The 12809-nt window shown below is 70.4% G+C and carries 10 protein-coding genes; 6 read left to right on the forward strand and 4 right to left on the reverse strand.

Features of this window, described 5'->3' with window-relative positions; translation table 11 throughout:
- Window positions 1-8: 8 nt before the first annotated feature.
- On the forward strand, window positions 9-992 hold the full coding sequence (locus tag BM287_RS00820; RefSeq protein ID WP_090035332.1) for a 1,4-dihydroxy-2-naphthoate polyprenyltransferase: 984 nt from the start codon (window positions 9-11) through the stop codon (window positions 990-992).
- Here BM287_RS00820 and BM287_RS00825 read toward each other — a convergent pair.
- Complete coding sequence (locus BM287_RS00825) at window positions 980-1336, reverse strand: DUF4229 domain-containing protein (RefSeq protein ID WP_244527801.1); 357 nt, start codon at window positions 1334-1336, stop codon at window positions 980-982. The genes BM287_RS00820 and BM287_RS00825 overlap by 13 nt on opposite strands.
- Window positions 1337-1378: 42 nt before the next feature.
- Here BM287_RS00825 and BM287_RS00830 point away from each other — a divergent pair, with 42 nt between their 5' ends.
- The 3 genes from BM287_RS00830 to BM287_RS00840 all read left to right on the forward strand — a co-directional run bounded on the left by BM287_RS00830 (window position 1379) and on the right by BM287_RS00840 (window position 4211).
- On the forward strand, window positions 1379-1735 hold the full coding sequence (locus BM287_RS00830; RefSeq protein ID WP_090035326.1) for a PLD nuclease N-terminal domain-containing protein: 357 nt from the start codon (window positions 1379-1381) through the stop codon (window positions 1733-1735).
- Window positions 1728-3524, forward strand: coding sequence for a 2-succinyl-5-enolpyruvyl-6-hydroxy-3-cyclohexene-1-carboxylic-acid synthase (menD, locus tag BM287_RS00835; protein ID WP_090035323.1), 1797 nt, complete (start codon window positions 1728-1730; stop codon window positions 3522-3524). The genes BM287_RS00830 and menD overlap by 8 nt, the downstream gene beginning before the upstream one ends.
- Window positions 3525-3665: 141 nt before the next feature.
- The gene (locus BM287_RS00840) at window positions 3666-4211 is read left to right on the forward strand and encodes an acyl-CoA thioesterase (RefSeq protein WP_090035320.1); all 546 of its coding nucleotides are present in this window, start codon (window positions 3666-3668) and stop codon (window positions 4209-4211) included.
- An 88-nt stretch (window positions 4212-4299) separates the two neighbouring features.
- On the opposite strand, the gene BM287_RS00845 is transcribed toward BM287_RS00840, so the two are convergent.
- Window positions 4300-5670 carry an FAD-binding oxidoreductase gene (locus BM287_RS00845; protein WP_090035318.1) on the reverse strand — a complete coding sequence of 457 codons (1371 nt, stop codon included), beginning with the start codon at window positions 5668-5670 and terminating at the stop codon, window positions 4300-4302.
- Window positions 5671-5748: 78 nt separating this feature from the next.
- Between BM287_RS00845 and BM287_RS00850 the strand changes: the two genes are divergently transcribed.
- Window positions 5749-6765, forward strand: a complete 1017-nt coding sequence (locus BM287_RS00850; RefSeq protein WP_170857374.1) for a DNA-3-methyladenine glycosylase family protein — start codon at window positions 5749-5751, stop codon at window positions 6763-6765.
- A gap of 33 nt (window positions 6766-6798) precedes the next feature.
- Here BM287_RS00850 and BM287_RS00855 read toward each other — a convergent pair whose 3' ends face one another.
- Window positions 6799-7353, reverse strand: coding sequence for an SRPBCC domain-containing protein (locus BM287_RS00855; protein ID WP_090035315.1), 555 nt, complete (start codon window positions 7351-7353; stop codon window positions 6799-6801).
- 85 nt (window positions 7354-7438) lie between these two features.
- Window positions 7439-9028, reverse strand: coding sequence for a phytoene desaturase family protein (locus BM287_RS00860; RefSeq protein WP_090035312.1), 1590 nt, complete (start codon window positions 9026-9028; stop codon window positions 7439-7441).
- A 77-nt stretch (window positions 9029-9105) separates the two neighbouring features.
- Between BM287_RS00860 and BM287_RS00865 the strand changes: the two genes are divergently transcribed.
- Window positions 9106-12786: a proline dehydrogenase family protein gene (locus BM287_RS00865; protein ID WP_090035308.1), complete on the forward strand. Its 3681-nt coding sequence runs from the start codon at window positions 9106-9108 to the stop codon at window positions 12784-12786.
- Window positions 12787-12809: the final 23 nt, after the last annotated feature.

A 12809-nucleotide genomic window follows, 5' to 3' on the forward strand; every position in this document is an offset into this window, starting at 1 on the left:
GGCCTGTGATGAGTCAGAACAAGCCACGCATGGAACGGATGACGCCGCCGATGGCGCGCGGACCCCGGGGCGGCCGGAGCAGACGGCCGGGCGCAGCAGCCGCGGCGGCGAAGCCGGCGACCACCGCCGACTGGATCGCCGGAGCGCGGCTACGGACACTGCCGTTGGCGATCGCCCCGGTGCTGATCGGTGTCGGCGCGGCGAAGGTGGCAGAGGGACCGGGCATCTGGCATCCGGTACGGTCTCTGCTCTGTCTCGCCGTCGCGATCCTGCTGCAGATCGGCGTGAACTACGCGAACGACTACTCGGACGGAGTCCGGGGAACCGACCAGTTCCGGGTCGGCCCGAGCCGGCTGACCGGGTCGGGGAGGGCCGCACCCCGCGCTGTGCTCACCGTCGCTCTCGTCTTCTTCGGCCTGGCGGCGCTCGCCGGACTCATCCTCGTCATCCTGACGCACTACTGGTGGGTGCTGCTCGTCGGCGCGGCGGCGATTGCGGCCGCGTGGTTCTACACCGGCGGCAAGCGTCCGTACGGGTACTACGGGCTCGGCGAGGTGTTCGTCTTCATCTTCTTCGGACTCGTCGCCACCGCCGGCACCACGTACATGCTGGCGGGCACGGTCAACCAGGAGGCCTGGTACGGCGCCGTCATCGCGGGTCTGATCGCGTGCGCAGTGCTCATGGTGAACAACATCCGGGACAGCGCGGCGGACAAGCAGGCCGGAAAGCGCACCCTGGCCGTGCTGCTCGGCCGGATCGCCTCCCGCATCCTGTTCTGCCTGCTGCTCCTGGTGCCGTTCGGGATCCTTGCGGTGCTCGCGGTGTTCTATCCCTTCGCCTGGTTCGGGATGTTCGCGCTGCTCGCCGCCCTGCCTGCGTGCATCATCGTGCTGTTCGGACGTTCCCCACGCGAACTGGTGACCGCGCTTCAACTCACGAGCGTCGCGGGCTTGCTGGTCGGCCTCGCGCTCGGCATCGCCTACGCGTTCTGAGGGGGTGTGGCCGAATCGCCGGCGTCGACCCGACGGGGTGCGGCCGAATCGCCGGCGTCGACCGCACGGGGTGTGGCCGAATCGCCGGCGTCGACCGCAGCATCCTCGACGTCGTCGTCTTCCGACCGTGAGGGCGTGGTGCGGTGGCGGACGGCGTACAGCTCCGACGAGACCGCGTTGCGCGGCCGGGTGAGGAAGATGTATGACAGGCAGAGTCCGATCAGAGCCGCCGCGATGACCGAGAACCACCAGACGACGCCGAACAGAAGCAGGATCGCAAGCGGCACCGCGAACACCAGCAGGCGCAGCACGGTGTAGGTGATCCAAGAGGGAATCCGCTTCACCCTCCCAGCTTAGAGACCGTCTCTGAGAGTTACGATTGACCCATGGTCCGCCTCTGGATAGCCCTCGGCGTTGCAGCCCTGGTGTTCTATATCTATTCGGTGGCCGACTGCGCCCTGTTCGACCGTTCTCGCGTGCGTGGCCTTCCGAAGCCCGTGTGGGTTCTCGTCGTCATCCTCTTCCCGATCATCGGCGGCATCCTCTGGTTCCTGGTGGGTCGGGGACGCCGGAAGGCGGACCTCGCGCGTCGAGTGACGGCGCCCGACGACGACCCTGCGTTCCTCGGAAAGCTGCGCCTGGATCACGACCAGGAGGAGCGCATCCGCCGGCTCGAGAAAGAACTGGCCGAACTCGACGACAACGGTCCCGACAACGACCAGACCGGCCGCCGGGATGGGTGACCGCCCACACCGGGGCGGGGTCACCACGGTGGGGGCTGCGGACGCGGTCGCAGGGGTGCGCACGGGCAACCCGGCGAGCGACTTCTCGGTCGCGCTCCTGACCGCCTTCGTCCGGAACGGAGTCCGCGACTTCGTGGTGAGCCCCGGTTCGCGTTCGCAGGCGCTCGCGCTGGTCGCCGCGGAACTCGAGAGGTCGGGGTCCGCCCGCCTGCATGTGCGGATCGACGAACGCTCCGCCGGCTTCCTCGCCCTCGGTCTCGCGCGCGAGACGGGTGCACCGGCCGTCGTCATCACCACGAGCGGAACGGCGACGGCGAACGTGCATCCCGCCGTGCTCGAAGCGCACGAGGCCGGCGTACCGCTGATCGTCGTGACCGGCGACCGTCCGCAGGAGTTGCGCGGCATCCGGTCCAATCAGACGACGCAGCAGGACGGGATGTACGGGGCGGCCGTGCGATGGTCGGCCGATGTCGACGCGCAGGCGTTCGGGTCCGAGGGGGACGACACGGCGGAGCTCGCCCGCGCGGCGGTGCGATCGGCCGTCGGGTCCGAGACCGCGGATCCGGGACCGGTCCATCTGAACGTCGCGTTCCGCGAACCGCTCTCGGTCGCGGTCCCGCCGCTTCCCGCCGCGGTGGCCGGCAGCCTTCCGGCCCGGGCGGGCGCCGATGCTCTCGGGCGCGAGACCATCGCCATCGACGGAGCACGCCGGACGGTGGTCGTCGCCGGAGCCGACGCCGGTCCGCGCGCCGAGGAGTTCGCCCGCGAGGGCGGCTTCCCACTGCTGGCGGAGGTGTCGAGCGGTTCGCGCTTCGGCCCGAACCTCGTCGCGTCGTACCGTGAGCTGCTGCACGACGAAACCTTCGGCGGCGCCGTCGAGCGGGCGATCGTCTTCGGGCATCCGACGCTCAGCCGCGAGGTCCCAGCCCTCCTCTCGCGCCCCGACGTGGAGGTGTTCGTCGTCGCTCCGACCGGTGCACAGGCCTACAACCCGGGCCATCGTGCTCGCGTCGTGGGCGGCGTGCGGGCCGGCGACGGAATCGATGTCCGTTCGCCGGAGGTGCGCGGCTGGGTCGGCCGGTGGGTGTTCGCCAGCAGGCGTCTCGCCGAGCAGGCGGAAAAGGAGGCGAACCCTTCCGCGGCGGCTCCCGATGTGGCGAAAGCGCGCTCGTTCGAGCCGGCTGATGCACTCGCCTTCGCCACCGCGGAACTCGCGGCGATCCGCGCGCCGATCACCCGGGCTCTGCTCGCGGAGACCATCTGGCGCTATACCTGGCCGCACGATCGGCTGATCCTGGGCGCCTCCCGGCTCATCCGGGATGCCGACCGCATCGTGCCGGGGAAGAAGATCGTCGTACATGCCAACCGCGGTCTCGCCGGGATCGACGGCACGATCGCAACAGCCACCGGCATCGCGCTCGCCAGTCAGGCGGAGGCGGAGCAGGCCGGGATGCCGAGTGGAGTGACCCGGGCGCTTCTCGGCGACCTGGCCGTGCTGCACGACGCCGGCTCGCTGCTCCTCGGGGCGGGCGAACGTCATCCCCACCTGCAGGTGGTCGTCGGCAATGACGGCGGCGGCACCATCTTCGACGGGTTGGAGGTGGCCGGCAGCGCGTCGGCGGAGGCGTTCGATCGCGTCCTCTACACGCCGCAGTCGGTCGACCTCGCTTCGCTCGCGCGAGCCTATGGCTGGCATCACAGCATCGCCCGCACGAAGGGTGAACTGGACCAGGCGCTGTCCGCGCCGCCCGCCGGGGTGAGCATGCTGGAGGTCCCGCTCACCCGCTGAGGGACGGGCGGCTTGGGCCAGGCGGCCCAGCGCCTGATGCGTAACGCACAAGGCGCATCCACTGGGTCTCCGCGTTGTTTGGAGAGAGCGCACAACGCATGCGACCGTTCGCGTGCGGATCACTACCATGATCGGGTGCACATGATCTTCCGGACGATGCTCCACGCGATCCTCTCGCGCTTCGGCGCCCGGCTCGATCACTGGGATGTGGCGCGGACCAGATTCCGTGTGCTGCCGACCGACCTCGACATCCTGAGGCACATGAACAACGGGGTGTACCTGTCGATCGCGGACATCGGGCGCTTCGACCTGCTGCGGCGCAACGGTGTGTGGGCGATCTTCGCGAAGCGCGGGTGGTATCCCGTGGTCGCGTCGGAGACGATCTCCTTCCGGAAGTCATTGGAACTGTGGCAGCCGTTCGTGGTGGAGTCGCGCATCCTCGGCTTCGACGAGAAGGCGGTCTACGTCGAGCAGCGCTTCACGGTCGACGGCGAGATCTACACGCAGGCCTTCATCCGCGGGCGCTTCCTCAAGCGCAGCGGTGGCGTCGTCACGATCGCCGAGTTGCTGGAGGCGGTGGGCCCGTCGCCGACGGACGTCACCGTCCCGCAGTGGTTGCGCGAGTGGGGCACCGACGCCGCGCTCCCCTCCACCCGCGTGGATGCGCCGAGCATCTGGAGCGAGTGAAGCGGAGTGCGCGGGGGAGCGCGTGACGGAGCACGTCGGGGAGCGCGGGGGAGCGCGTGACGGAGCACGTCGGGGAGCGCGCCGGAGGTCAGGCCGGCCCGAAGGCGAAGACCCGCTCCGGGTCCCATTCGCGCCGGACCGCCTCCAGCCGTTCGAAGACAGCCGGCGGCCAGACCTTCTCGAATGCCGCCCGGTCGGCGATGTCGCCCGCGAGGTTCACATTCGTGACGGAGGAGATCTGGTCCTGGAGGGCGTTCGCGATCGCGCGGGCACGCTCGGGTGCCGCCTCGGCGAACGTGGACGGGTCCGCCGCGAGCAGACTGAGGGTGAACGCGCTGTCGCGACCTCCCACCGAGGTGCCGTCTTCGGGGTCGCGTGCGGTGGCCCCGCCGAGCTGCCGCAGCTCGACCGCGAGGAAGGGCGATCCGGACCCCGGTCCCGCGAGTTCGAGGAGTGCGTCCACGGCATCCTGATCGAAGGAGTCGAGCATGTAACCGCGGATCCAGCTCGGTGCGCCCTCCTCCGGATCGTTGTGGATGCTCGCGATCGCCGTGGTCGGCATCTCGGCCACGAAGTCCAGATACACCGGCGCTGCGCTCCGAATCGGCGCGAACAGGCGCTCGCCCTCGATCGCATCCCCGGGATAGGCGAAGCGGACGCTGAGGACGGTGCGGCCGCGCAGGGGCGGCGGGGGCCCATCCACATCGGGGATGCTGAGGAGGACGACCGAGGTGGTGGCCTCATCCGGCAGCTCCGTCGACCAGTCCACCCAGGCGCGGAGCGCGGGCTCGATCGCGCCGCCCTCGAAGAAGACGCTCCCGCCGTAGAGCGTGCGCAGGGGGACGAGTTCGAGGGTCATCTCGGTGACGATCGCGAGCCCGCCCTTGCCGCCTCGCAGCGCCCAGAACAGCTCCGGGTTGGTGACGGCGTCGGCCGTTCGGACGGCGCCCTCGGCCGTGACGACGCGGAAGCCGCGCACCCAGTCCGCCGTGAAGCCGTAGCGGCGGGCGAGCGGCCCGATTCCGCCGCCCAGCGTGTAACCGACCGCTCCGACGCTCGTCGACGAGCCGGTGACGGGAGCGAGGCCGTGCTCAGCTGCGGCCACGATGACCGGTGCCCACCGCACGCCGGCGCCGATGCGTGCCAGCCCGGACCCGGCATCGATGGACAGGCCGTCGAGGCCACGCGTCGACACGATCATGCCTCCGGAGATGGGCGACTCGGCACCGTGCCCGGTGGCCTGGACGCGAACAGGGAGCCCGGCGGTGCGGGCGAACCGCACCGCCTCGGCGACGTCGCCCTCACTCGTTGCGGCGACGACGATGTCGGGGTCGTGGCGGATCGCCGTGTTGAAGCAGGCGACCTCGGCGGCGAGGCCCTCCTCGCCGCGGAGGTAGACGGTGCCGGCGATCGAGTCGCGCAGGCGCGCGACGGCAGACGATTCGAGTTCGATTCCCATGGCAGAAAATGTAAAGGAGCCCACCGACATCCGGGAAGACCCGGCTCCGGCGTCAGCGGGGTGACGTAGCATTCCTGCATGACCGCCCTGCTGCCCGCTCCCCGCGACACCGCGGATGCGGCCAGCGCGGCGGATGCGGCCAGCGCGGCAAGCGCCGCAAGCGCCTGGGCTGCGGCGCCGGACGCCCGGACCGTGTATCGCCCCGCCGATCCGGTGGACCTGGGCAGCATCCTGGGCCAGCTGGGCCGTGGGCCGTACGATCCGACCACGACGTGGGATCCGCGCGGCGTCTGGCGCACCTGGCGGACACCGGCGGGTGCGGCGACGCTCCGCATCCAGCTCGCGCCGGTCGAAGGCGGGGTCGCGGCGTTCGCCTGGGGACCGGGCGCGGAGTGGGCGATCGCCGGCGTGCCCGAGCTGCTCGGGCGCAGCGATGACTGGTCGGAGCTGGACGTGAGCGGTCATCCCCTGCTCCAGGACAGCAGGCGGCGCAATCGCGGCCTGCGGCTGGCGAGGACGGGTCTGATTCTGGAGGCGCTCCTCCCCGCGATCATCGAGCAGCGGGTCACCAGCATCGAGGCGTACCGGTCATGGTCGCGGCTGTTGCGGTGGTACGGCGAGCCTGCTCCCGGTCCGGCGCCCGAGGGGATGCGGGTGGCGCCGACGCTGGAGCAGTGGCGCGGCATTCCCTCGTGGGAGTGGCACCGGGCGGGTGTGGACCCGCGACGGGCACGTGCGATCCAGGCGGTGCTGGCCGTCGCGCCCTCCCTCGTGCGCGCAGTGCAGCGGGCGGGAACGCTCGACGCAGCGGAGTCGGCACTCGAGACGATTCCCGGCGTGGGTGTGTGGACGGCGGCGGAGACACTGCAGCGCTCGCACGGGCACCCCGACCTCGTCTCCGTCGGCGACTACCATCTCGCGCACCAGGTGGGCGAGGCGCTCATCGGGCGACGGGTGGACGACGACGGGATGCTCGAACTGCTCGCGCCGTGGGCGGGACATCGCCAGCGCGTGGTCCGGCTCATCTTCGCGAGCGGGTTCCGCTTCCAGCGGCGCGGGCCGCGGGTGGCACTGCAGGACCACCGCTCGCATTGAGCGGCGCAGCGCCCGGTCGTCGCTGCTCGCGGGCTACTCGGTGATTCCCGATCGTGCCGCCGCGAGGCGCTCCGAGCGGAGGTCCCGGTCGAGTTCTCTGCAGAGGGTGCGGTAGTGCTCCCGCATGACCGGACCGTAGCTGTGCCAGTCGGGCATCGGCTTGCGATCGTGGGCGGCGACCAGGCGGTCGAGATAGTAGTCCCAGCGGGGGCCGTCGTCGGCCTCGCCGACGACCGAACGCAGGCGACGGCCGAACGTGACCGCGGTGTGCCCGCTCGCCTCCGTGAGATGCACGAACATCCGGTGGGATGTGCCGGCGGGCCCGACATCGGCATGGAGGCGATGGGGCGCGGTGCATTCCATGATGGAGACGTCCTGCCACTCGGCCGGCTCGCCGTCCGCGGTCATGCGGAACTTCACGGCGCCGGTCGAGCCCGTGCCCTTGTACTCCCCGAGCCATTCCGCCAACCGCGGCGAACGGCTGAAGTAGGCCCACACCTCCTCGATGGGAGCCTTGAACATCCGGTCGAGGACGAGGTAGACCCCATCGTCCTTGCGGACGAGTCTTCCTGTCGGCTGCGGCATCATGGTGACCTCCGTCGGCTCAGCCTCTGGTGATCCATACCTTAGTCACGCCGGCACGGAATAGGCAGAGGGCGCGCTTCGAGGGCTCTCATCCTTCGAGGATCGCCATGGCGGCGTTGTGCCCGCCGAGGCCGCTGACCGCCCCGCCGCGTCGCGCCCCGGCCCCGCACAGCAGGATGCGCGGATGGCGGGTCGCGACTCCCCACCGCTGCGCAGGAGTCGCGAGCGGCTCGTCGTCTTCCGCGAAGGGCCAGGAGAGCGGCCCGTGGAAGATGTTCCCGCCCGGCATGGCGAGCGCCTGCTCCAGGTCCCGCGTCGTCTTGGTCTCGATGCAGGGGTTCCCGTCGGCGTCGCGCAGGAGGAGGTCTTCGACGGGCTCGGCGAGTACCGAGTTCAGAGAGGCGAGCACCGCATCCTGAAGCCTCTGCCTGGTGGCATCGTTGTTCTCGTCCGAGAGCCAGCGGTCGGGGGTGTGCAGACCGAAGACGGTGATGGTGTGCGCGCCCGATTCTGCGAGCTCAGGGTCGAGGATGCTCGGGTCGGCGAGCGTATGGCAGTAGATCTCGCAGGGGAGCAGCTCGGGCATCACGCCCCTGGTCATGCCGGAGTGGGCCTCCTGAAGCTGCGTGTAGGTCTCGTTGATGTGGAAGGTCCCGCCGAACGCCGCCCTCGGGTCGAGGTCCGCATCCCGGAGCCGCGGCAGTCGCTCGAGGAGCAGGTTCACCTTGACCTGTGCGCCCTCGGCCCTCGGCCGCGGCGGTTCCGGCGATTCGCCGAGCAGCTGGTCGAGGATGTCCGGGGCCGCGTTGACCAGGACGTGGCGGCCCTCGACGCGTCGCTCATGGCCGTTGCGCCGGTATTCGACGGCTCCGTCCGGGTGGATGCGCGTCACCTCGGCTCCGGTGACGATGCGGGCGCCGGATTCGCGAGCGACACGGGCGAGCTCGCCGGTGACAGCGCCCATGCCGCCGATGGGAACATCCCACTCGCCGGTGCCCTGACCGATCACGTGGTAGAGGAAGCACCGGTTCTGGTCGAGGCCGGGATCGGACAGGCTTGCGAACGTGCCGATCAGGGCGTCGGTGGCGACCACGCCGCGGACGACGTCGTTCGCGAGTCGCGATCGGATGAACTCGCCGATCGGCTGCTCGATCATCGCCTGCCACACCTCGTCGTTCCCGACCAGGGCCTGGGCCTCTGAACGCGTGAGCAGGGGCTCGGTCATGGTGGGCCAGAGGGCACGTGCCAGCTCTCCCGTGCTCTGGTACACCGAAGCGAAGCCGGCACTGTCCTCCGCTGCGTCGATTCGCGCGAAGGATGCCTCCGTCGCCTGCGGATCGGAGTTGTCGATCAGGAGCCCGCGGCCGTCCGGATCGCCGGGAACCGGCGTATAGGAGGAGTAGCGCCTCCGGGCGAACCGGATGTCGAGACCGAGGTCGTCGATGATCCGCTGGGGCAGCAGGCTCACGAGATAGGAATATCGGGAGAGCCGGGCTTCGACGCCCGGGAACGCCTGGGCGCTGACGGCCGCCCCTCCGACCTCGTCCAGCCGTTCGAGCAGGATGACGGACCTTCCGGCCCGCGCGAGGTACGCGGCCGCGGTGAGGCCGTTGTGGCCTCCTCCGACGATGACGATGTCGTGGGTCGCGGAGGAGGGGGAGGAGGGGCCGTCGGTCATGGACTCGACTCTAGGACTTATCCACAATCTCCGGACGGTTCCCGGAGCGCCCAGCGCCGGGTAATAGTGTCGTCATCATGGTCGACAGAACGGATGACACCGCGGTGCGGCCGGCCGAGATCGCTCACGAGGCGGTCGAGCTGGTGCAGCGTTGGCTCGCCGAGAGCGCGCGCGCCGGCGACGGCCCCGCGCCCCGGCAGGACCCGTCGGCGGAACGGCTCGCCGGTGTTCTCAGCGACCCGCACGGTCTCGATTTCGCCGTGGGGTTCGTCGATGGTGTCGCCCGACCGCAGGACGTCTTCGTCGCGGGGAACAACCTCCACCGGCTCGCGAGACGCATCCCCGCGTTCCTGCCCTGGCATCTGCGGCTGGCGATCTGGCTGGGCGGTGTCTTCGGACCCGTGCTTCCGTGGGTGGTGATCCCGATAGCCCGCCGTGTGCTGCGTGACATGGTCGGCCACCTGGTGGTCGATGCCACCCCGGAGAAGCTCGGGCCCGCGATCGCGCGGCTCCGGGCGCCCGGCGACCCGCAGGGCCACGGCGCGCGACTCAACCTCAACCTCCTCGGGGAGGCCGTGCTCGGCGAGAAGGAGGCGCTGCGCAGGCTGGAGGGGACGCGTGCGCTGCTGGCCCGTGACGATGTGGACTACGTGTCGATCAAGGTGTCGTCGATCGTGTCGCAGGTCTCGATGTGGTCATTCGACGAGACCGTGGAGCGGGTGGTCGAGCGGCTGACGCCGCTCTACGAGTACGCTGCGGCGTCGCCCACCCCGAAGTTCATCAACCTCGACATGGAGGAGTACCGCGACCTCGATCTCACCGTCGCCGTCTTCACGACGATCCTCAGCCGGCCCGAGCTCCTCCGGCTGGAAGCGGGAATCGTGCTCCAGGCGTACCTGCCGGATGCGCTCGACGCCCTGCAGTCCCTGACCGAATGGGCGACTCAGCGGCGCATCGCCGGGGGAGCCCCGGTCAAGGTCCGTCTCGTGAAAGGCGCGAACCTCGCGATGGAGCGGGTGGATGCGGCGATCCACGGGTGGCCGCTCGCCACGTACGCGACCAAGCAGGCCACGGATGCGAACTACAAGCGCGTCCTCGACTGGGCGCTGACGCCCGAGCACGTGGATGCGGTGAAGATCGGCGTCGCCGGCCACAATCTGTTCGATATCGCGTATGCGTGGCTGCTGGCATCGCGCCGCGGCGTCACGTCGCGGATCGACTTCGAAATGCTCCTGGGGATGGCGACCGCCCAGGCCGAGGCGGTGAAGCGCACCGTCGGCGAGCTGCTGCTCTACACACCTGTGGTGGATCCGCGCGAGTTCGACGTGGCCATCTCGTACCTCATCCGTCGCCTCGAGGAGAACGCCAGCCCCGAGAACTTCATGTCGGCTATCCATCGGCTGGGCTCCGAGCCGGCACTGTTCGCACGAGAGCGCGAGCGGTTCCTGGCCTCGGTCGCCGAGCTGGAGTCGGACTCCGGCCCGCGTGGCGCGGCGCCCGTGCCGCACCGCCAGCAGGACCGTACGCGGGAGTGGGAGGAGGCGTCCGGGCGACCGTTCACCCGTCCGGCTGCCGTCCAGAGCTCGTCGGCGCCGGCCGGCGACGGTCTGACGAGTGTCGTCCTCGGTCTGAGCCGGGGGTCGGACGGCATCGAGCTGCCGCCCCCGGCCGCAGCCGCGCCCGAGACCGGAGCGGCTGCGTCGACGATCGCGGGGCCGGAAGCGGAGGTGTTCCGCAATACCCCGGACACCGACCCGTCACGGGCGGCGAACCGCGCGTGGGGACGACGCATTCTCGCGCGCTCCGCCACCTCGACCCTCGGTGCCGACACCATCGCCGCGGCGAGGGTGACTGACGCGGACCGTCTCGACGCCATTCTCGGGACCGTCTCGCAGGCCGGGGTCGTGTGGGGGCGGCGAACCGGCCACGACCGCGCGGCGACCCTCGATCGCGCAGGCCACGCGCTGGAGGCGAATCGCGACCGGCTGATCGAGGTCATGGCCGCCGAGACCGGCAAGACGATCGGCGAAGCCGACCCGGAGGTCAGCGAAGCGGTCGACTTCGCGCACTACTACGCGGCACAGGCGCGCGAGCTCGACACCGTGCAAGGCGCGCGATTCGTTCCGTCGTCGCTCACCGTCGTCGCGCCGCCCTGGAACTTCCCGGTCGCGATCCCCTCTGGATCCGTTCTGGCAGCGCTGGCGGCCGGCAGCGGCGTCGTCATCAAGCCGGCACCGCAGGCGCGGCGCTCCGCCGCCGTGATGGTGGAGGCGCTGTGGGAGGCCGGGGTTCCTCGCGAGCTGCTGGCGCTGGTCGACGTTCCCGAGAACGAACTCGGCCGGCAGCTGATCTCCGACCCTCGCGTCGATCAGGTGATCCTGACCGGCTCGTACGAGACCGCCACGCTGTTCCGCTCGTGGCGGCCCGATCTGCCCCTGCATGCCGAGACCAGCGGCAAGAACGCGATCATCGTGACGCCGAGCGCCGACTACGACCTCGCCGTGGCGGACGTCGTGAAGAGTGCCTTCGGTCATGCCGGCCAGAAGTGCTCGGCTGCGAGCCTCCTCATCCTCGTCGGTTCGGTGGCCACGTCCGACCGGTTCCGAAGCCAGCTCGTGGATGCGACGACGACCCTCCGGGTCGGCTATCCGCAGGATCCGGCGAGTCAGATGGGCCCGCTCATCGAGCCGGCGACCGGAAAGCTGCTGCACGCTCTCACTACCCTCGGGGCGGGCGAGGAGTGGCTCGTCGCACCGAAGCGTCTGGACGACACCGGGCGGCTCTGGTCGCCGGGCATCCGGACCGGGGTGCAGCCCGGATCGTATTTCCATCTGACCGAGTTCTTCGGCCCGGTGCTCGGCGTCATGACGGCACGAGACCTGGACGAGGCGATCCGGTTCCAGAACGCCGTGGAGTACGGGCTGACCGCCGGGCTCCATTCCCTGGATTCCGACGAGCTCGCCCTGTGGCTCGACACCGTCGAGGCGGGGAACCTCTACGTGAATCGCGGCATCACCGGAGCGATCGTGCGGCGCCAGCCGTTCGGCGGCTGGAAGCGGTCGTCCGTGGGGACCGGAGCCAAAGCCGGCGGCCCGAACTATCTGCTGGGCCTCGGAACGTGGGTTCCGGAGGCCGGCCACTCGAGCTCCAGCCTGCACCTGCGCGGACTCGAGCCGCGGGTGTCCCAGCTCATCGAGTCCGGGCAGGCGTCCATGGACTATCCGTCGTTCGACCTGGTCCGCCGCTCCGCGCTGAGCGACGCGATCGCCGTGGCCACCGAATACCACCGGGTGAAGGATGTGTCCGGGCTCGGCATCGAGCGGAACCTGTTCCGCTACCGGCCCGTCCCGGTCGCGATACGGCTGTCCGAGGGCAGCTCCCTCCCGGAGCTCCTGCGCGTGATGGCCGCGGGGACGGTGGCGCGCTCGGCGTTCACGGTCAGCACCCCGGTGGCGCTGCCGAGGGGCACACTGGCGCTGCTGCGGGAGCGCGAGGTCGAGGTGGTCGTCGAGTCCGATGCGCACTGGCTGTCGAGGGTCCGCTCCCGGCGGATCGGCGCCCACCGGATCCGGCTCATCGGGGGAGACCCGAGGGCGCTCGCCGCGGCTCTGGGCGGAAGCCCGGATGTGGCGGTCTACAGCGGACCGGTCACCCCGTCCGGGAGGGTCGAGCTGCTGACCTTCCTCCACGAGCAGGCCATCTCGATCACCAACCATCGCTTCGGCAACCCCAGCCACCTCTCCGACGAAGTCATCTAGAACACGCTCGCCCCGAAGAGAAA

Source organism: Leifsonia sp. CL147, from assembly GCF_900114565.1.
In the GTDB taxonomy this organism is placed as follows: domain Bacteria; phylum Actinomycetota; class Actinomycetes; order Actinomycetales; family Microbacteriaceae; genus Leifsonia.